Source organism: Methylomonas sp. MED-D (assembly GCF_050276835.1).
Lineage (GTDB): Bacteria > Pseudomonadota > Gammaproteobacteria > Methylococcales > Methylomonadaceae > Methylomonas > Methylomonas koyamae_A.
Map to the genome: position 1 here is coordinate 559,775 of NZ_CP189965.1, position 19,643 is coordinate 579,417.

Consider the following 19,643-nt stretch of genomic DNA (forward strand, 5'->3'; position numbering starts at 1 on the left):
GGTTATTCTCCCTTGATGGCTCTGACCAGCCCGGCAAAGTCGTCGCTGACGAAGCGCAGACTGGCTTGGTATTGCACGGCGTTTTCGGCGTATTTCGCCTGTTCGATATTGGTCTCGACGGTATTGCCGTCCAGAGAGGCTTGATACGGCGTCCGGTACAGCAGTTCGGCGCCGAGCAAGGCATTGGGGCCGGTCATGTGGCCCTGATGGGTGCGACGTAGGTCGCCGCTAGCGTCCGCCAGGGATTGCTGGAATACCGATTTGAAGTCCAGATCCCTGGCCTTGTAATCGGGGGTGTCCGCATTGGCGAGGTTCGCCGCCAAAATTTCGCTACGTTTTTCGCGTAGGGTTAGCGCTTGCGGATGAACGCCCAATGCTCGGTCGAAATTGATTGACATGGTTTGCCGCCTCTTCGAGTTGATACCCGTATTCAGCAGAAAATATGCCAGAAATAAAAAGTCCGAATAAATCAGTTGGATTGGCTGGAGTGGCGTCTGGACGAGCGTCAAAATTTGCCGTTTGCCGCGCGGCGGCAAAATTTTTCCGCATGACCGGTGCGCAATTTTGCGGGGTTGAGACCGGCGTTTAGGCGAGGTGCGTCAAGATTCCGGCGGAGGGGGCTGGCCGGGTTGCTTCGCGGGATTCAGTGGGCTGGCGGTGGGCTGTGGGGGCGTCCGGTTCGGGGAAGCCTATCAATCGACGCGAGAGCGCATGAAGGACGCGGCGACGACGAGAGCCGCCAGTCCGGCGCAAATCCACATGAAGGGCTGGAAGAAAGCGATGATTAATGCGCAGCCGACCAGAAAGAAGCCGAGTAGGCTGAACTGCCAGCCGATGTGATATCCGTCCAGCATCGTCGATTGGCCCAATATCAGCAGGATCAGCATATCGCTTGAGACGCCGACCATTTGGCCGGATTTGTTCAACATGGATGCGGCGGCCACGACGACTATCGTATGTAGCCAATGCATTGCCTGGGCTTTTACGATTTTGCCCAGATCCGCTTCGTTGCTTTTGGCGCGCAGGCGGGCCACGAAAATTGATAGCAGTCCGAACACGAAGACCATCGCCAGCCAATAACCGTAGCCGTCGTCGGGGTTGAAGTCGGTGATAAAAATGCCCACCAGCGACAGCAAGATCAGCAGGATGAATACGGTTTGTTCGATGCCGAAATGGCGCTTGGTGGGCTGGCTTTCGGTCGGGATTTCGTCGTCGGTCATGGTTCGGGTCCGGTGGTGTGGCGGAGAATAGGGTTTTGGGAGTAATACCGGTTGGCTTGAATCCGTCGAGCCTGGACGCTGGCCGCCGTTTGGCAACCTGCCCGTGCATCGAGTACTGCTCGATATCGGGGTCGGTTGTCAAAGCCCGGTTCAGCCGCGCTTTTTGAAATAGGTTGATTGACCGTTGCGAACCGGTTCGAATGCGCTGAGGCCGGTCGGCATGGATTCGGTGCTGCTCAGAAACAGATAGCCGCCGGTTTCCAAGTTCTCGGCCATGCGGCCGATAATGTCGCGCTTGACTGCGTCCGAAAAATAAATCAGTACGTTGCGGCAAAATACCACGTCGAAACGGCCCAGTGCCGCGAAGGACTTGAGTAGGTTGAATTGCTGAAAACGGACAAGCTGCCGAACGTCGTCGTTGAGCGTATAGCCTTCGTAACTCTTTTGAAAGTAGCGGGCTTGGGTGGTGCTGTCCACGCCGCGCGATAAAGCTAACTCGGAATAAACCGCGCGTTTGGCGTCCGCCAGCACGGTTTCGGAGATGTCGGTGCCGATGATCTGGATGTTGCGGTTTTTGCCCGCGCCGCGCAGGACTTCGAGCGCGCAAATACTCAGCGAGTAGGGCTCCTGACCGGTCGAACACGCCGCCGACCAAATCCGCAGGCTGCCGCTTTTTTGGTTCAGCAATTCCGGCAATACCCGGTCCTTGAAGTCGGAAAACTGTTTGTCGTCGCGAAACCAGTAGGTTTCGTTGGTGGTCATCGCGTCGATGACCGCGCTTTTTAGTTTGGCGGCGGAAAACGCGTTGGATTGCAGGGCTTGAGCGAGATCGTTGAAATCCGCCAATTCGAACTTCACCAGCAGCGGTAACAAGCGGCTTTTTGCGAGATATTGCTTGCTGTTGCCGAGAACGATGCCGCAGTTCTGGTCCAGGAACTCGCAGATGCTCTGATAGGCGGCGGCGCTCAAATTCGGCTCGCCGCCGGCCGAACCGATAGGATTGGACATGCCGGGACTCAAACTGGTTGCGCCGGGACTCGGCCGGCGTCAATGATGAGTGGCATGCTGATGTTTAAGTTGTTTTTGAATGGAGTCCAACAAGGCATCCGGGTCGAATTTCGCGAGGAATTCGTTGGCGCCGACTTTCTGTACCATTGAGGTATTGAAGACGCCGCTCAACGAGGTGTGCAGGATCAGATAGATGTGCTTCATGTTGGCATCGGCCTTGATTTTGGTGGCTAGCGTGTAGCCGTCCATGCGCGGCATTTCCACATCCGAAATAATCATCGCGTAACGATCCTCGATTTTGACGCCGTCGGCGATCAGATCGCTCAAATGGTCCCAAGCCTCCTGCCCGTCTTTCAGCAGGGTACACTCCAGGCCGATTTGCTGACACACTCGCTTGACCTGATTGCGGGCGACCGAGGAATCGTCGACGACCAGAATATGGTCGTTTTTGCTGGCGATGTCGACTTCAATGTTTTCGGCGGCGGCTTCTTCACGGCCGCCAATGACTTCCTTCATCACTTTTTCGACGTCTATCACTTCGATCAGCTCGCCGTCCACTTCGGTGACGGCGGTCAGGTAACTTTCCTTGCCGGTGCCGGTGGGTGGCGCTTTGACCTGCTCCCAGCCGATATTGATGATTCTATCGACCGATCCGACCAGAAAGCCTTGAATCGAGCGATTGTACTCGGTCACGATCACGTAGCAGCCCGCATCTCTGGTCAAAGGGCGCATGCCGATGGCCATCGAAAGATCGAGGACCGGAATAGTTTTGCCTCGTAAATGGGCGACGCCGCAAATCACGGAGTGGGAATTGGGAATTTGGGTCAACGGCGGGCATTGAATAACCTCTTGAACCTTGAAGACGTTGATCCCGAAGCGTTGCTGGCTGGTCAGCTTAAACAGCAGCAGTTCGAAACGGTTGTGCCCCGCCAATTTAGTGCGCTGATCGACGCCGTCTAAGACTCCGGCCATAAAATTCCCCTGGAATGACAGTGTTCCAAAATTATAGCGACTTTGCCTTGGTTTACTTTAAAAAATGCTGGCATGTTTAGTGCTAGATTGACGGCATAGTCAAAAAACCGACAAGCGAATATGAAAGCCTTAGCAATAGCAAGCCTGTTGGCGGCCGGGCAAGCGGCGGCCGCGTCAACCCAGCCGGTGCAAGAGATACGGGACAGCGTGACCCAGTTTGTCGGCGCCGCGTTGGAGCCTGGCGGCCGCTACGAAGTGGTCGTCGCCCAGATCGACCCGCGCTTGCAACTACCGATGTGTGCCCAGCCGCTGCAGGCCTTCGCCCAGTCAGGTGAGATCAAGCCGGGGCGCAATACCGTTGGTGTGCGTTGCCAGGCTGATAAAGGCTGGACGGTGTACAGCGTTGCTATGGTCAAGGCCTTCAAACAGGTCGCGATCCTCAACAAGTCGTTGCGCCGCAACGATGTGATTCGTGCCGAGTATCTAAATTTCGAAATCCGCGATGCCGGCATGATGCAGGCCGGTTATGTGACCGATGCCAGCCAAGTGGTCGACAAACAAGCGGTTCGCAATATCCCCGCCGGCAGCGTGCTGAATCGTCAACATTATGCCGAACCGACCTTGGTCCGACGCGGCGAGCGGGTCAACATACAGTCGGGCAAGTTCGGGATGTTGATTACCGCGATGGGGACTGCGTTGAACGATGGCACCGAAGGCCAGAGAATCAGTGTCAAAAACCTGTCGTCGCAACGGGTGATCCAGGCCGTCGTGGTCGGTTCCGGACAAGTGACGGTCAATTTTTGACCGATGCCTAAAGGAATTTATGATGATGCCGCTAACAGCTCCAGATAAAACTCTTTTAGGAATGTCGCCATGGCTATCGAATCCATCAATGGTAAAGCTTTCAGCACGGTGGTGCCCGCAAAAACGGCCGCGAAAGATCTGGTCGAAGCCAACAAAGACCAGTCGGCGAGCGCGCTGGACACGGATACCGTCAACATTACCGCGACGGCGCAAGGCTTGGCCGAGGCCGCCGCGACCAGTGCATCCTCGCCCGCCGTGAACGAAGACCGCGTCGCCGAAATTCGCGCGGCGCTGCAATCCGGCACTTACTCGTTCGACCCGGAGCGAATTGCTCGCAAAATGATGCAATTCGAGGATAAATTACCAGACAGTTCCTGACGCCATGATAGAGAAAACCTTCCCCATCGCCGAAAAACTTCTGATTCACGGCCATAAGGCTACCGGAAAATTGTTCGAGCTGTTAAAAGCGGAAGCCGAACAGCTCGGACGGGCCGCCGATCCCGATGTCATCTCCCGCATTGCCGCCGAGAAAAAAGAGATGGTGGCCGAACTCGATCAATTCACCCGCCAATTCGGCCAGGTGCTGGCCACCGAACAACTCGGCGTCGGCGGCGACGGCGTCAAAAACTACCTCGTAAAAGCGAAGGCCGCCGGTCTGAGCGTGCTGGAGGCGTGGAATCTTTGGCGGCAAATCGTGGCGGTTTCGCGGCAATGCAAAGCCATCAACGAGCAGAACGGCGCAAGCATCGCATTACTCAGTCGCCACACTCAACGATCCCTGCAAATTTTGCGCGGCAAATCGCCGTTGGCCGCCACTTACGGCCCGGACGGTTCGACGCGGAGCGAGCTGTTTTCTCATACCTTGATTTCGGTGTAGACTGAAATCCGCTTACAAGGTAGGGTCGTTTTACATGCTCAAAAAACTTAAGCAATGGTTTGCCAAATCCGATGAGCCGGTGCCGGAATCGGACGACAGCGATTTTTTCGCGTTCGAAAATCCGAATTTTTTGACGGACCCGGATCGCATCGCCAAATTGCTGGCCGAAATCGAGACCGGATCGCCATTGTGTACGATACAAATCGAAGGTTGTCAGGAAGACTTCAGTTCTTCGATACTCGGCGTCAAGCTCGATAAAAACGCCATTATTCTCGACGAGTTGGTGCCCAAACATGGCAATGATTTGTTACTGCGTAGCCGGTCGCTAAAGTTATCGACCTTTCATAAGGGCATTCATTTGTCATTCAATCTGAGCGCGATCGAAATCGGCCATATGCGCGGGATCAGCTATTACAAGGCACCGTTTCCGGATCGAATTTTTTATCCGCAACGCCGCCGCTCGCCGCGCTTGGAGATTGCTACTCTGGAAATTCCGTTCAACGGCATTGTCCAGCGCACCAGCATGTCGATCGGCGGATATTTGTTCGATTTGTCGCGCGGCGGTGCCGGCATTAACATTCCCGCCAATCGGGCGCGGGTCCAACGCGGCGACAAAATCAAGGGTTGCCAGATTCAGTTCGAGGATTACGCGATGGATTTCGACTTGATCGTCCGTTTCGTCAAGCCTATAGGGCAGAGTTCCAGCAAGGTTCAAATCGGTGGATTCTTCGAGAGTCTGTCATCCAAAAGTCAATCCAAGCTGTCGTATTTCATCACCTCCCTGGAGCGGGTGGAAATCCGAAAACAAAAGTCCTAATCAAAAGGGCTGTGTTAAAATTCGCGGTCTAAGTCCCGGTAGCTCAGCAGGATAGAGCGGTCCCCTCCTAAGGGACAGGTCGGACGTTCGAATCGTCTCCGGGACGCCATATATATCCTAATGTTGTGTGCTGATTATTCAAATCTTAAAACGCTCTGCGTCACACTTACGTCACGCTAAGAAATAAAAATCCTCAAAAACCTATCGAATTTCTCTACTTAATAAACGCTAACCAATTCGGTTAGATGGCTTGGCTTCAAACGCTCGCTTTCCCGCCGAAATTGCAAAGTTAAGGGTTTCAATCCAAATGGACAGGTCAGATACTTCCATTACCCTCTCCAGGAAATCTTAGCGCTCATCGACTAAGGGTAACTTTGCCGCTGTCTAGGAGCCTGTCGGACTTAAAAGCCAATAGTCCCTTCGGTAACTTGGTTAGATAAAATAGGTGGTATAGAAAGAACCAGCAACCGGGAGAGCCCTTGATGAGTCGATTCATTCCTGTCAACCGCCATCAAGTCTATCTATTACCCCCCTCGGTGGACGAATGGTTGCCGGAGGATCACTTGGCGCGTTTTGTGGTCGAAGTCATCGAGCAGTTGGATTTAAGCCGGTTGACGAGCCGCTATCAAGGTCGGGGTTCGGCGGCGCACCATCCGGCGATATTATTGGCACGGCTGGTCTATGGGTACGCCACCGGCGTGTTTTCCAGCCGGAAGATCGAACGGGCCACCTACGATTCGGTGGCGTTTCGTTTCTTGTCTGGTGATACCCATCCCGATCACGATACCCTGGCTCACTTCCGCAAGACGTTCCTGGTCGAGTTGGAAGACCTGTTCGTCCAAGTGCTGAGTCTGGCGCAAGCGATGAAGTTGGTGAAGCTGGGGCAAATCGCGTTGGACGGCACCAAGCTCAAAGCGAATGCCTCCAAGCACAAGGCCTTGTCCCACAGCCATATCGAAAAGCTCGAAGCACAGCTACGAGACGAAGTTCAGGCCTTACTGCAAAAGGCCGACGAAACCGACGCGGTGGACGACCGGGACGGCCTTGATCTGCCGGACGAATTGGCGCGGCGGGAAGACCGGCTGAAAGCCTTGCGTGAAGCGAAAGCCAAGATCGCCGAGCGGGCCAAACCGCGCGACGCGCAAGCCGAACAGGCATACGAGGACAAGGTGTCCCGCCGGGAAGCCCAGCGGCAAGCTGGCCAAAAGCCGCGAGGCCCGGAACCCAAGGCGCCGGTAGCCGGCCCCAAGCCCGACGATCAAATCAACCTGACCGACGAGGAATCGCGCATCCTGCCGAGTCACGAAGGCTTTGTGCAAGGCTACAACAGTCAGGCCGCCGTCGATGTCGATACGATGCTGATCGTGGCCACCACGGTCACGCAGCAGACCAACGACAAACAACAAGTTGAGCCGATGCTGGCCGAACTGAAAAAACTGCCCGACGCCTTGGGCCAAGCCGAAGCCCTACTGGCGGACACCGGCTACTTCAGTGCCGCCAACGTCCAGGCTTGCGAACGAAACCGGATCGAACCTTTAATCGCCATGGGCCGTGACAGTCATCATCGGCCGTTGGCGGAACGTTTAGCCCCGGATGCGCCGGAACCGACTGGCGACGATCCGCTGGAAAAGATGGCTTGGTACTTGAAAACCCGCGAAGGCAAAGCCCGTTATGCCAAGCGCAAATGCACGGTGGAACCCGTGTTCGGGATCATCAAACAGGTACTCGGCTTTCGCCAATTCTCCTTACGCGGTCTGGATGCGGTCACCGGTGAGTGGAAACTGGTGACCATGGCCTTCAACTTGAAACGGATGCATATCTTGGCGAGGGTCGTCTAATGGTCGAAACGATTGGCCAGCAAAAGGCTCGATTGGCGTTATCGGAATCCAACGCCAAAACGCTCGCCTAACCAGTGGCAAATCCTTCCTTCGACCGCCGTCTTCGCTGAGCTGGATGACAACAGATGTGCTGGTAAGTTAAGTCCGACAGGCTCCTAGGTAATGCCGATAGGCCGCTTCTGCGCGCTTGGTGTCTTGGCTATCTTCCAGGTGGTCGAGTAGTGTGGTTTTAACCGGTTGGGCAGGGCCTAGGTGCTATTGCTCGGCCAGTACGCCAGCGGTTTCGTCGTCGAGTTCTAATGTCATCGTGGCGAGTTCTCATAGCGTTAAATCAGGTGGGCGATTTTTAGCAATACGCCAATAATCAAACTGGTTTGCAGAAACCCCGCGCCAATAATCCAGCGGGTTAAATCGGCCTTGGTTTCGGCAATCCGTTGATTGGTTTCGGCAATCATGCGCCCGGTCTCGGCTCTTAACAACTCGGTTTCGTGACGTAATGCGGTTTCCATTTCTTTCAGGTCACGCTTGGTGGCTACGTCGTCAAGGTGATAATCGTGACGGGCCTGCTCAAGCGTGTTGTCGGTGGCGGTGCGTTGCAATTCGGTTAATACCTGTGCTTGTTCTTCGCTGAAACCTACCGATTTAAGACGATTGGCAAATTGCAGGGTATCAAATGGAATAGCGTTCATGGTTGTTCCAGTAGATTAAGGGTTAGCGCCGAATATCCGGCTGTTCATGCGTTCGACTACGCCGGCAATATGGGCGTCGGACAGGTGCGCGTAACGCTTCACCATGTCCAGGGTACGGTGACCAAGGACGGCGGCAATATCGACCATGGACGCGCCGCCCATTGCCAAATAAGATGCTGTGCAATGTCTCAAGTCGTGCCAGCGAAAATTATTCACCTCGGCGCGTTGTAAGGCTTTCAACCACGCCTTTTTTAGCTCGATGGGCTTGTGTGGGTGTGTGGGGGAGGGAAAGACTAGCGCTGTGTCCAATCGTCTAACCTTGCTCCGTTTTTGCAGCTCGGCCAACGCTTGATTGGCTAATGGTACGCGCCGCCGGTCGCCGTTTTTGGTTGCATGCAGAATGATGCAAGATTCGGAGAGATTGACCACGCCCCAAGCGGTTTCTGTTGGCGGGCTTTCCGGTTCCCGCCAGTACAGGTTCATGGTTTCCGATTGCCGCATGCCTGTAGAGATAGCCAACACAAAGGCGGGGTAAAGCAATTCGTTTGGCGACTCCTTACATGCCGCCGTTAGCCTGGATAGTTCGCCGTCATCCAAAAACCGAACGATACCGCGCGGCAGTTCCGGCATTTCAATGATGCCATCCTTGAGCGGGTTTTTCTCAATCCAGCGCCATTCTAAATGACATATTTTCAAAACGTGACCGATTGCGACAAAGTGGCGTTTGACGGTTGCAGCGGCTAGCGGCCTGCCTTTATTGCCGCCGTGGTTTACTAGCTTATCCCGGCAGGTAACAAAATCCGTTATGCTCAAATCGGACAGGCGAAGGTAGCCTATTTCAGATTTCCACCATTCGAGAATCGGGCCGCGTATGCGCAGCTCGTTAGGTTTGAATTTGTTGGGGGCTACGTCGGTTGCATACCGGTCTATCATATCCGCGACCGTGTGCTTTTTTGCTTCGGCTGTTTTGAAGTGCCGCCCCTCCTTGATTGCAGCTTCCGTTAATTGTGCCCACTTGCGCGCATCGGTCAGGCGGTTAAAACTTTCGTTTTGTGGTGGACAGCCTTTCAGCCTAATTTGCACCGTATAGTAAGTCTCGCCGGTTTTGGTGGTGCGCTTGCGTATGTTTGCCATGTTGCCGCCTATGGGACAGCAATCGGCGTTTTGGTATGATGCCCTCAGCCATTGCTTAACCCTGTCCGTTAAGTGTATCGGTTAGGGCTTGATGATGTTGGTAGCGTCATCAGGCCCGTTTTGTTTGCGGGTTTAAGTATACTGCAGCGTCACACTCACGTCACACTAAGCCACAAAATCCATAAGAAGTGACAAACGCTAGGCCAAGATGTTTGTGAGTAAGTGTTTGATTTTTATTGTTACGTTTTGTTGTGCTTTGTGGTGGCTTTTGATTTGAAGCGCACTCATAAGGGACAGGTCGGACGTTCGAACCGTCTCCGGGACGTCATATAAAACAATGGCTTGAAGTGTTTATAACCATTCGGGTATGTGGCGCCGCGAAAAATCGCGCCGATTTCGATTCGTCGCGACGCCAAAAAAGTTTGCAAAATCGGCGTCAATCCCGTTAGACGATATTGAAATCCGCCGCCGTCAAAGCCGGAATGCCGGTCAGCGACACAAACTCGACTCGGGCGCCGACGCCGTTGCCGTCGGCGTCGTAGTAAAGGCTGCCGTCGTTGGTGTCGTAGATCAGGTAGTCGTTGGCGTCCAGCGCGGTCGCGCCGGCGCCTGACCTGAATTGATCGGCCGCGATGTTACCGGTCGCGGTAAACGCCGCGAAAATCGCGTTGTCCAGCCGCAAGGTGTCGTCAACGACGCTGAAATCCGAGATTAAGTCGTTGTTGGTCAACGCGTTCAACGCGGTATCGAACACGAACAGATCGGTACCGGCGCCGCCGTTCAGAATGTCATTGCCCAGCCGCCATTAATGACATCGTTGCCGCTGCCGCCGCTGATCGAGTTGTTGCCGCCGTTTCCGGCTAAGGTGTCGTTGTAGCCGCTGCCGCTCAGATTCTCAAAGTTGCTCAGGGTATCGGTACCCGCTCCGCCGGTGTTTTGCGCGACGATCAGGCCCAGGTTGACGGTCACCGCGCTGGAGGCGCTGCTGTAGGAAACCGTATCGGTACCGGCGGCGCCATCCAGCGTGTCGTTGCCCGAACCGCCGGTCATCACGTTGTTACCACTGTTACCGATCAACGTGTCGTTGTAATTGCTGCCGGTCAAGTTCTCGAAGTTGCTCAAGGTATCGGTTCCCGCGCCGCCGGTATTTTGCGCGACAACCAGTCCCAGATTGACGGTCACCGCGCTGGAGGCGCTACTGTAAGACGCAGTGTCGGTACCGGCTGCGCCGTCCAGGATGTCGTTACCAGCGCCGCCTTCGATGATGTTGCCGCCGCCATTGCCGGTCAAGGTGTCGTTGAGGCTACTACCGGTCAGATTCTCGAAATTGCTCAGCGTATCGGTGCCGGCGCCGACGGTGTTTTGTGCTACCGTCAAGCCGAGATTGACAGTGACCGCCGTCGAATTTCCGGCATAGGACGCCGTATCGGTACCCGCGCCGCCGTCCATCACGTCGTCGCCGAGGCTGCCAATCATCACGTTGTTGCCGCTGTTACCGGTCAGCGTGTCGTTCAGGCTACTACCGGTCAGATTCTCGAAATTGCTCAAGGTGTCGGTGCCGGCGCCTATCGTGTTCTAAGCGGTTGTCAGACCCAGATTGACGGTCACCCCTGCGGACGATCCGCCGTAAGACGCGGTATCGGTGCCGGCACCGCCGTCCATCACGTCGTTGCCCAAGCCGCCGATTATCACGTTATTTCCGGCGTTGCCTGTCAGCGTGTCGTTAAGATTGCTACCGGTCAGATTCTCGAAATTGCTCAGCGTATCGATGCCGGCGCCGGCTCCGCCGTCCATGATGTCGTCGCCGACGTCGCCCAGGATAGTATTGGCACCGGCATTGCCGGTAATCGTATTGTTTAGCGCGTTGCCGATGCCGGTCACGGCATTGCCGGCTAGCCTTAAAATTTCCACGTTCGCGCCCAAGGTATGCGACGACAAATAACTGATGACGGTGTCGGTGCCGTTACCGCCGGATTCGCTATAACTGTCGCCGCTTTGTTCGATGATATAGGTGTCGTTACCGGCGCCGCCGGCGTAACTGTCGTTACCCAAGCCGCCGTCGAATCAATCGTCGCCGTTATTGCCGCTCAGCGAATCGGCGAATTCCGTCCCTTTCGAGACGTCATGCCCGCTGGTACCGTTGATTACAACTGGCGCGACCGGCGCGGGGCTTAATGGTAGCGGTCGCTAAAGGCGTGGCAATCGTGGCATTGACCGCGCCGTTGAGAGTTAGCGTAAAGTTTTCGAGCGTGGTTTCCGCGACGATGTCGTCGGCTAACGTGATTCGCACCGATTTGGTGATTTCGCCGGGCGCGAACACCAACGTGCCACTGGCGTTTGAAAAATCGCCGCCACTGGTGGCCGTGCTGCTGGCGGTCGAATAATTCACTTTAACCTGGGACGCGCTGGGCGCCGATAAGGAGACCAGAAAGTCGACCGTACCCTTGGTTTCCAACGCCACCGCTTCGGCGATTGTGATTGATGGCAACGCCGCCGGAGCGGCATCGCTGTTGGCGATCACGACATGCGAAATGGCATCGCCAATGGTGGCGCCGATCGGGCTGGACAACACGACATCGAAGGACTCGAAGCCTTCCGCCGCCGTGTCGTTCAAAATGCCGAACACGACTGTTTTGGCAACTTCGCCTGGCAAGAATGCCACTTTCCCGAACGGGAAGCTCCGGAAATCGCCGCCGTCCGTCGCTATCACGTTTTGCGAGCCGACATTCAGCGTCACGTTGCCGGTGGACGGTTTATCTAAAATCACGGTCACGCTGACGGTTTGCGCGCTTTCGTCGACTACCGCGTCGGTAATACGAGCAATGGGCGTGCCGGAGGCGGCGTCGTTGTCGATGATGTCGGCGATCGCGCGTTCGTCGGCGATGGTGGCGTTGGCGCTGGGCGAGTACAGGTCCTGGAAGAAGTTTTGCAGGGATTCGGGGCTGACGTCGTTGGTCAGTTTGACCCGCACTGTCTTTTCGGTTTCACCGGCCGCGAAGGTCAAAAAGCCGGACTGGCTATCGAAATCGCTACCGCTGCCGGCCGTGCCGCCGACGGTGGTGTAATTCACTTTCACCGTGCCGGTGTTGGGTTTGTCCAGCCGGACAATGAAGTCGGCGTAGGCTTGCGATTCGTCCACCACCAGATCGTCCACGTAAATATTCGAGTTGGTCACCGCCGCCGCGTCGTTTTCGAAGATGATCGCGGTGCCGGTGCCGTCCAGGGTGGTGGCGTTGCTTAGGCTGGACAGCACCAGATTGAAGGCTTCCGAGCTTTCCGCCGCCGTGTCGTTGATCAGGGTGACCTTGACGGTCTTGGCGGTTTCGCCGGGTGCGAACACCAGGCTGCCGCTGGCGGCCACGTAGTCGGAGCCGGCGCTGGCGCTGCCGTTTTGGGTGGCGTAGTTCATGGTCACCACGCTGGTGGACGGCCGGTCCAGGGTAATCACGAACACGGCTTCCCTGCCGGGTCGGAGCCGGCGCTGGCGCTGCCGTTTTGAGTGGCGTAGTTCATGGTCACCACGCTGGTGGATGGCCGGTCCAGGGTAATCACGAACACCGCCTCCTTGGTGGCCTCATCGACGATGAAGTCGTTGATGCCGACCACCGGCGTGCCGGAGGCGGCGTCGTTATCGACGATGCTGGCCATGCCCCATTCGTCGGCGACGGTGGCGTTGGCGCTGGGCGCGGTCAGCCGTAGGAAGAAGTTTTGCAGCGATTCCAGCGCCGTGTCGTTGATGATCGGCACGCTAACCGTTTTAGTCAACTCGCCGGCCAAAAAGCTCAGTGTCCCGTTTACGCCGGTAAAATCACTCCCGCTGGTCGCGGTACCGTTTGACGTTGAGTAATTCACCGTAACCGTTGTCGCGTTTGCGACATCGAGTCTCACGGTAAATACCGCATTGCCATTGGTTTCGTCTACAAACAGATCATCAACCGAAATCATACTAATCGCCACGGCGCTTCTCCTAGAAGATTGTTATTTTTAATTTTCACGCGAAATTAACCCGACGATTTGGCGACGAAATGGCGATTGACGCTGGCTCAAGGAAAAGTGCGCGCAAAAAACCGTTCTCGCCACCGATAAAATCGGCGAGTCGTGTTGGTTAACCGGGTAATGAGTGGGGATAGATGAGATGAGGCAATATATGGCCTAGGAGCCTGTCGGACTTAACTTACCAGCACATCTGTTGTCATCCAGCTCAGCGAAGACGGCGGTCGAAGGAAGGATTTGCCACTGGTTAGGCGAGCGTTTTGGCGTTGGATTCCGATAACGCCAATCGAGCCTTTTGCTGACCAATCGTTTCGACCATTAGACGCCCCTCGCCAAGATATGCATCCGTTTCAAGTTGAAGGCCATGGCCACCAGTTTCCACTCACCGGTGACCGCATCCAGACCGCGTAAGGAGAATTGGCGAAAGCCGAGTACCTGTTTGATGATCCCGAACACGGGTTCCACCGTGCATTTGCGCTTGGCATAACGGGCTTTGCCTTCGCGGGTTTTCAAGTACCAAGCCATCTTTTCCAGCGGATCGTCGCCAGTCGGTTCCGGCGCATCCGGGGCTAAACGTTCCGCCAACGGCCGATGATGACTGTCACGGCCCATGGCGATTAAAGGTTCGATCCGGTTTCGTTCGCAAGCCTGGACGTTGGCGGCACTGAAGTAGCCGGTGTCCGCCAGTAGGGCTTCGGCTTGGCCCAAGGCGTCGGGCAGTTTTTTCAGTTCGGCCAGCATCGGCTCAACTTGTTGTTTGTCGTTGGTCTGCTGCGTGACCGTGGTGGCCACGATCAGCATCGTATCGACATCGACGGCGGCCTGACTGTTGTAGCCTTGCACAAAGCCTTCGTGACTCGGCAGGATGCGCGATTCCTCGTCGGTCAGGTTGATTTGATCGTCGGGCTTGGGGCCGGCTACCGGCGCCTTGGGTTCCGGGCCTCGCGGCTTTTGGCCAGCTTGCCGCTGGGCTTCCCGGCGGGACACCTTGTCCTCGTATGCCTGTTCGGCTTGCGCGTCGCGCGGTTTGGCCCGCTCGGCGATCTTGGCTTTCGCTTCACGCAAGGTTTTCAGCCGGTCTTCCCGCCGCGCCAATTCGTCCGGCAGATCAAGGCCGTCCCGGTCGTCCACCGCGTCGGTTTCGTCGGCCTTTTGCAGTAAGGCCTGAACTTCGTCTCGTAGCTGTGCTTCGAGCTTTTCGATATGGCTGTGGGACAAGGCCTTGTGCTTGGAGGCATTCGCTTTGAGCTTGGTGCCGTCCAACGCGATTTGCCCCAGCTTCACCAACTTCATCGCTTGCGCCAGACTCAGCACTTGGACGAACAGGTCTTCCAACTCGACCAGGAACGTCTTGCGGAAGTGAGCCAGGGTATCGTGATCGGGATGGGTATCACCAGACAAGAAACGAAACGCCACCGAATCGTAGGTGGCCCGTTCGATCTTCCGGCTGGAAAACACGCCGGTGGCGTACCCATAGACCAGCAGTGCCAATAATATCGCCGGATGGTGCGCCGCCGAACCCCGACCTTGATAGCGGCTCGTCAACCGGCTTAAATCCAACTGCTCGATGACTTCGACGACAAAACGCGCCAAGTGATCCTCCGGCAACCATTCGTCCACCGAGGGGGGTAATAGATAGACTTGATGGCGGTTGACAGGAATGAATCGACTCATCAAGGGCTCTCCCGGTTGCTGGTTCTTTCTATACCACCTATTTTATCTAACCAAGTTACCGAAGGGACTATTGGCTTTTAAGTCCGACAGGCTCCTAGACTCGGAAAGCGCCCGCAACTGGTATCTTGTTAACTTGCCCTCAGGCAGTCCGGCTGTCCGATCTGGATCCGCGACTTTCCGCCCCTATTTTCCAATAGGTTTAGCTAATCTGAATGGGGTGATGTTAAGGACAGCGACGCGCTTTTGTCAACCACGAGTCGGCGCTAGATTTTCGAGCTGTTTTTTCTTGCGATGGCAATGATTTCATTAACTTGACTGCTAGCGGTTTCCTGGTTTTTCTGGAGCCGATTCTTCAAGTAGTTTGCCGATAAGCCCTTTTTGCTTGTGTTTGGCACTGGCGCGTTGTTGTCCATGGGCATTCGGATTTTATATCGGCACTAAGGCTAATCCCAGTCTCTCAAAATGCCGTTGACCCATGGCAATTAAAAGGTGTTAGAAGCCATGCTAAGGTGTCTAACACGATACGCCGTTGCGTCTTTCGGTTTCTGGGTCCAATTCAAGCTATCTATCCAGGAATGTGTTCCACTGCGGTTCTCCTCAACGCCTCGGCTTTGCGTTTCCGAGGGTTGCGTTCCGAACTTCCAGCAATTAGCTTGGGTTTGATAGCAGAACCGCGTTTGTAGCAGAGCCGACAAAACCACTGAATTTTATACGGTTGTTGCCAGCCGGCTGCCGGCAGCCGAATTCCGGATGCCTTGCCGTACATGGGCTGGCGAGGCGCCGGTAAAATTGGATTGAAATTTGCTTTACCCCGGTATCCTTCACCTTCTTTTACATGGGGCGCAATATGTCGAACAGTGTTTTTTCCGAAATCTTGAGCGGCTTGTACGACAATCAAGTCATACCTTATCTGGGACCTGGCGTGGTGTTCGACGCCCAGAACAAACTGACTCGCGAGCCCATGCCGGCCGATAGCGATAGCTTGATTCTGGCGATGAACGGTGGCAAACCGATGGCGCCGAAATTGATGTACGAATTTCCGCGCGCCGCGATGAACCAGGAACTGAAGCGCGGCCGCTCGTTTCTGACCCAGTTTCTGGACAAAACTTACGGCGATGCCCAATACACTCGGGCGGCGCTGCACGATTGGCTGGCCGAATGGCGGCCCAAATACGTCATCGATATCAACCGAGACACCCAGTTGCAGGATAGCTATTCCGACGAAGAGCATACCTTGGTCGTCGGTGTCGCTCGGATTACCGCTACCGCGTTCCGGTTTAGAATTTACCATTACGACGGCTCCAGCTATTTCGAAATCCCGCAAGAACAAGTCGACAAGAAGTTGCCGGTACTGTTTAAGCCGATGGGCACGCCACGCCCCGAAGCTAACTATGTCGTTTCCGATGCCGACTATGTCGATTACATCACGGAGCTAATGGGCGGCTTCGCGATTCCGGATTTCTTGAAGGATTACCGCAAAGGCAAGAAATATCTGCTGATCGGCTTGCCGCTGAACCGCGACTCCGAGCGCATGGTGATGAGCGACATCGTCTATTCCGCCGCCGAGCCGAAAGGTTGGTTTATGCGCAAGAATCCGACCCCCAAGGAAATACGCTTTAGCGAACGTCTGGGCTTTGAATTGATCGACGCCGATGTGCAAGAGTTCTTGCAGGCCGTGCAAGGCAGCGCGGTCGCCGCGGCGTAATCCTTGGCCGTAAGCAAACCCGGTTCGGTCGTCAGGCGCGGATTGGGTTTGCGCTTTCTGGCCGAACGAACCGTGGCAATAGTGGTTCGCCAGCGGCAAACCCCGATAACTCCCGTCGTTTGGCCAAAATCCAAGTTTCTAACACCGCAAGCGTAACGTAGTTTGTCTTGTCGATCGGGCTCTGGTCGAATCGTCGGCGCGATGAGTTATTGGCTCGGTCTGGCGGACGGAAGGACCGCTCGCGCTAAACACGGGCAATGTCGCGTCGTTCCATCCGCGCCGGCACAAACCGGCTGCCTCATTAACCTTTTACGATGTTATTGGTTTGGCTGTCCGCCTCGGCTTACGGGGATTGTCGTTCCGGATAGCGGTCCTGTCACATTCCTGTAACTTGTTGGGCTTACAGTCAGGCATTTCCGGCTTTGGGCCGTTTTACGAGTGGCGAACGATGACGACTTTGAGCGAGAGCGCGACTGGCGCGCACACTGTGCGGGCATTCGACGATGAATTGCAGCAGTTACACAGCTTGTTGCTGACGATGACCGAACTGCTGATGCGGCAGTTGGAACAGGCGATGCGGGCACTGGACGCCGGCGATATGGATTTGGCGGAGAAGGTACTGGCGCGTGCCAGCAAGGTCAAACATTGCGAAACTCGAATCGACAACGAGGTCTTGGCGCTGATCGCCAGACGCTGCCCGGTGGCTAACGATCTGCGCACGGCAATTTCCAGTTCGAAAATCGTTGTCGAGCTGGCGAAAATCGGCGAGGAGCTTGCGGACTTCACCCGATTGATCACGGTGCTATACGATCCGGATACCAGCGACCCGAATCCCAAGCTACTGGCCGACATTATCAAGATCGGCGATTTGATCAGGCTGATGTTGAGCAAGTTGATTCAGGCGTTGGAGCAGAGCGACACCGAACCGGCCTACGCCTTGTTGCGTCACGACAGGGATTACGAAATCGAGTTGCAGGAAGGTATACGCCACCAGTTGGCCCTGGTGCTGAAGGACGTCAGGATGACGCGCCGCGCGCTGGATGTGATGCAAATGATGAAAGCGCTAGAACGCTGCGGCGAGCATAGCCGTAATATTGCCCAGTACTTGATTTTCATGCTGGACGGTATCGACGTACGCCACGCTCGCGGTTAATCTCTTCACGCCATTTGGCGTTCAAATCCTACACGGCGTGGGGCATTCGGTCCGCTCTTCGTCGCTCCTGGCTGCAATTGCGGTTAAAATAGCCGGCTATCACTGACTTCGTTGTGGCTAATCGGCATGAAAAGACTATTGAACCAGAGCTTTCTAACCAACCTTATTTCGTTGTTGGTGATCGCCGCCGGCTACGTCAGTCCCTACTATCCCGAAACCTTGAAGGCTATCGGTTTTTTCGCGTTTTCCGGGGCGATTACCAACTGGCTGGCGATTCATATGTTGTTCGAGAAAGTGCCGCTTTTGTATGGCTCCGGCATCATTCCGGCGCGCTTTCAGGAGTTCAAGGCGTCGATCAAGGCCTTGATGATGGAACAGTTTTTTACCGTCGCGAATATCGAACAATTCATCGAGCGCGAGGAAGCCCAAGGCGGCCGGGTGTTGAACCTGGAGCCGTTGCTGAATGCGGTCGATTACGACAAGGTCTACGAAGGTTTAGTGGCGTCCATTATGAATTCGTCATTCGGCGGGATGCTGTTGATGATGGGCGGCGAGGACGCCCTGCAACCGTTGAAGCAACCGTTTACCGATAAGATGCGGCTGACCTTGGAGGAAATGGCCGAGTCTGACCGCTTCAAGCAAGCGCTACGGCAAGGCTTGAACGCGCACCGCATCGGCGAGGATTTGACCGGCAAGATCGAAGCCGTCATCGACAATCGCTTGGCGGAATTGACGCCGAAAATGGTCAAGGACATGGTGCAAGGCATCATCAAGCGGCATTTGGGTTGGTTGGTGGTTTGGGGCGGTGTATTCGGCGGGGTGCTCGGCGCCGTGTTCGGTTTTGCCTGAGACGCGCATGACGACGCTCGAACTGGCCTACGAGAGTTACGGCGAACCAGGCGATACGCCGCTTTTGTTGATTCATGGTTTCATGGCGTCCTCGCGCAATTGGCGGACCGTCGCCAAACAACTGGCGCGGCGTTACCATGTTTATGTATTGGACATGCGCAACCACGGCGCGTCGCCGCATGCGACGCTGCTAGACTATCCGAGCATGGCGGCCGATTTAGCGGCGTTTATCGACAATTTGGGATTGGATCGCGTGCATTTGCTGGGGCACAGCATGGGCGGTAAGGTGGCGATGTGGCTGGCGTTGAACCAACCGCAGCGGATCGATCGCTTGATCGTCGCCGATATCGCGCCAGTTGGCTACCGGCACAGTTTCGATGCGCTGATCGACGCGTTGCGGGCCGTGCCGGTGGAGAGCATCGTTAACCGCAAGCAGGCCGAGGAGGCTTTGGCGGACGGCATTCCCGATCAGGCCTATCGGCAATTTCTGCTGCAAAACCTGTTGCTGAAAGATGGCCGTTACCAGTGGCGCATCGATTTGGACATTATTCGGGATAACGCCCATCACATCGCCGGCTTCCCGGACGCGGCGGGCCGGGCGTATTCCCGGCCGGCGCTGTTTATCGGCGGCGGCAAGTCCCGCTACCTCGATCGCGCGGCGATTGGTCGATTGTTTCCGCTCGCCAGCGTCTCCGAAATTCCCGACACCGGGCATTGGCTGTATGTCGAGGCGCCGCATGCCTTCTGCGGTCTGGTGGACGACTGGCTTGCCGGGCCGGATTAGCTGCTCGGGCCGGTTTTGAACCTTGGTACACTTGCCGGAATTCGCTAGAACATTAAGCTTGCTTTCCCACTTGTTCCGACCATCGGGTCGAATCGACAAGCGGCGGAATTCTCAGTTTGAAACGCG

At 55.7% G+C, this 19,643-nt stretch carries 21 protein-coding genes, 1 tRNA gene and 1 riboswitch; of the genes, 10 read left to right on the forward strand and 12 right to left on the reverse strand.

Features of this window, described 5'->3' with window-relative positions; all coding sequences use genetic code 11:
- Positions 1–2: 2 nt before the first annotated feature.
- The 4 genes from flgB to ACQE3E_RS02460 all read right to left on the reverse strand — a co-directional run bounded on the left by flgB (position 3) and on the right by ACQE3E_RS02460 (position 3,200).
- The gene (gene flgB / locus ACQE3E_RS02445) at positions 3–398 is read right to left on the reverse strand and encodes a flagellar basal body rod protein FlgB (RefSeq protein ID WP_064023947.1); all 396 of its coding nucleotides are present in this window, start codon (positions 396–398) and stop codon (positions 3–5) included.
- Positions 399–692: 294 nt separating this feature from the next.
- Positions 693–1,220 (reverse strand): hypothetical protein, encoded by a 528-nt coding sequence (locus ACQE3E_RS02450; protein WP_064023948.1) that lies wholly within the window; start codon positions 1,218–1,220, stop codon positions 693–695.
- Positions 1,221–1,370: 150 nt separating this feature from the next.
- Positions 1,371–2,228 carry a CheR family methyltransferase gene (locus ACQE3E_RS02455; RefSeq protein WP_427501195.1) on the reverse strand — a complete coding sequence of 286 codons (858 nt, stop codon included), beginning with the start codon at positions 2,226–2,228 and terminating at the stop codon, positions 1,371–1,373.
- 39 nt (positions 2,229–2,267) lie between these two features.
- A complete protein-coding gene (locus ACQE3E_RS02460) occupies positions 2,268–3,200 on the reverse strand; it encodes a chemotaxis protein (protein WP_064023950.1) in 933 nt (310 codons plus the stop codon).
- Between the two features lie 120 nt (positions 3,201–3,320).
- On the opposite strand from ACQE3E_RS02460, the gene flgA reads away from it, so the two are divergent.
- The 6 genes from flgA to ACQE3E_RS02490 all read left to right on the forward strand — a co-directional run bounded on the left by flgA (position 3,321) and on the right by ACQE3E_RS02490 (position 7,536).
- Positions 3,321–4,004 (forward strand): flagellar basal body P-ring formation chaperone FlgA, encoded by a 684-nt coding sequence (gene flgA / locus ACQE3E_RS02465; protein ID WP_313729192.1) that lies wholly within the window; start codon positions 3,321–3,323, stop codon positions 4,002–4,004.
- 69 nt (positions 4,005–4,073) lie between these two features.
- A complete protein-coding gene (gene flgM / locus ACQE3E_RS02470) occupies positions 4,074–4,382 on the forward strand; it encodes a flagellar biosynthesis anti-sigma factor FlgM (protein WP_064023952.1) in 309 nt (102 codons plus the stop codon).
- Positions 4,383–4,386: 4 nt separating this feature from the next.
- Positions 4,387–4,881: a flagella synthesis protein FlgN gene (locus ACQE3E_RS02475; RefSeq protein ID WP_071154959.1), complete on the forward strand. Its 495-nt coding sequence runs from the start codon at positions 4,387–4,389 to the stop codon at positions 4,879–4,881.
- Positions 4,882–4,915: 34 nt separating this feature from the next.
- Positions 4,916–5,698, forward strand: a complete 783-nt coding sequence (locus ACQE3E_RS02480) for a flagellar brake protein (RefSeq protein WP_313729191.1) — start codon at positions 4,916–4,918, stop codon at positions 5,696–5,698.
- 32 nt (positions 5,699–5,730) lie between these two features.
- A tRNA-Arg gene (locus tag ACQE3E_RS02485) sits at positions 5,731–5,807 on the forward strand.
- Positions 5,808–6,180: 373 nt separating this feature from the next.
- The gene (locus ACQE3E_RS02490) at positions 6,181–7,536 is read left to right on the forward strand and encodes an IS1182 family transposase (RefSeq protein ID WP_427501196.1); all 1,356 of its coding nucleotides are present in this window, start codon (positions 6,181–6,183) and stop codon (positions 7,534–7,536) included.
- A gap of 326 nt (positions 7,537–7,862) precedes the next feature.
- Here the strand turns inward: ACQE3E_RS02490 and ACQE3E_RS02495 are convergent, their stop codons facing one another.
- From ACQE3E_RS02495 to ACQE3E_RS02530, 8 genes are all read right to left on the reverse strand, one after another.
- Entirely contained in the window at positions 7,863–8,225 is a 363-nt protein-coding gene (locus ACQE3E_RS02495) for a DUF1640 domain-containing protein (protein WP_281022131.1), read from the reverse strand.
- A gap of 15 nt (positions 8,226–8,240) precedes the next feature.
- Positions 8,241–9,359, reverse strand: coding sequence for a tyrosine-type recombinase/integrase (locus ACQE3E_RS02500; protein ID WP_313729189.1), 1,119 nt, complete (start codon positions 9,357–9,359; stop codon positions 8,241–8,243).
- A gap of 445 nt (positions 9,360–9,804) precedes the next feature.
- Complete coding sequence (locus ACQE3E_RS02505) at positions 9,805–10,113, reverse strand: hypothetical protein (RefSeq protein ID WP_313729188.1); 309 nt, start codon at positions 10,111–10,113, stop codon at positions 9,805–9,807.
- Between the two features lie 26 nt (positions 10,114–10,139).
- Positions 10,140–10,907, reverse strand: a complete 768-nt coding sequence (locus ACQE3E_RS02510) for a calcium-binding protein (protein WP_313729187.1) — start codon at positions 10,905–10,907, stop codon at positions 10,140–10,142.
- Positions 10,908–10,934: 27 nt separating this feature from the next.
- A complete protein-coding gene (locus ACQE3E_RS02515; protein WP_313729186.1) occupies positions 10,935–11,411 on the reverse strand; it encodes a calcium-binding protein in 477 nt (158 codons plus the stop codon).
- A 70-nt stretch (positions 11,412–11,481) separates the two neighbouring features.
- The gene (locus ACQE3E_RS02520; protein ID WP_427501197.1) at positions 11,482–12,813 is read right to left on the reverse strand and encodes a Calx-beta domain-containing protein; all 1,332 of its coding nucleotides are present in this window, start codon (positions 12,811–12,813) and stop codon (positions 11,482–11,484) included.
- Positions 12,804–13,316 carry a Calx-beta domain-containing protein gene (locus tag ACQE3E_RS02525; RefSeq protein WP_313729184.1) on the reverse strand — a complete coding sequence of 171 codons (513 nt, stop codon included), beginning with the start codon at positions 13,314–13,316 and terminating at the stop codon, positions 12,804–12,806. The genes ACQE3E_RS02520 and ACQE3E_RS02525 overlap by 10 nt, the downstream gene beginning before the upstream one ends.
- Before the next feature lie 354 nt (positions 13,317–13,670).
- A complete protein-coding gene (locus ACQE3E_RS02530; protein ID WP_427501198.1) occupies positions 13,671–15,026 on the reverse strand; it encodes an IS1182 family transposase in 1,356 nt (451 codons plus the stop codon).
- 139 nt (positions 15,027–15,165) lie between these two features.
- A riboswitch (cyclic di-GMP riboswitch) is annotated at positions 15,166–15,240 on the reverse strand.
- Between the two features lie 633 nt (positions 15,241–15,873).
- Between ACQE3E_RS02530 and ACQE3E_RS02535 the strand changes: the two genes are divergently transcribed.
- The 4 genes from ACQE3E_RS02535 (at position 15,874) to ACQE3E_RS02550 (ending at position 19,517) form a co-directional block, all read left to right on the forward strand.
- Positions 15,874–16,731 carry an SIR2 family protein gene (locus ACQE3E_RS02535; protein WP_313729183.1) on the forward strand — a complete coding sequence of 286 codons (858 nt, stop codon included), beginning with the start codon at positions 15,874–15,876 and terminating at the stop codon, positions 16,729–16,731.
- A gap of 448 nt (positions 16,732–17,179) precedes the next feature.
- Entirely contained in the window at positions 17,180–17,884 is a 705-nt protein-coding gene (gene phoU, locus ACQE3E_RS02540; RefSeq protein ID WP_064023955.1) for a phosphate signaling complex protein PhoU, read from the forward strand.
- A 126-nt stretch (positions 17,885–18,010) separates the two neighbouring features.
- Positions 18,011–18,733, forward strand: coding sequence for a DUF445 domain-containing protein (locus ACQE3E_RS02545; RefSeq protein WP_313729182.1), 723 nt, complete (start codon positions 18,011–18,013; stop codon positions 18,731–18,733).
- Positions 18,734–18,740: 7 nt separating this feature from the next.
- Entirely contained in the window at positions 18,741–19,517 is a 777-nt protein-coding gene (locus tag ACQE3E_RS02550) for an alpha/beta fold hydrolase (protein ID WP_427501199.1), read from the forward strand.
- Positions 19,518–19,643 lie beyond the last annotated feature (126 nt).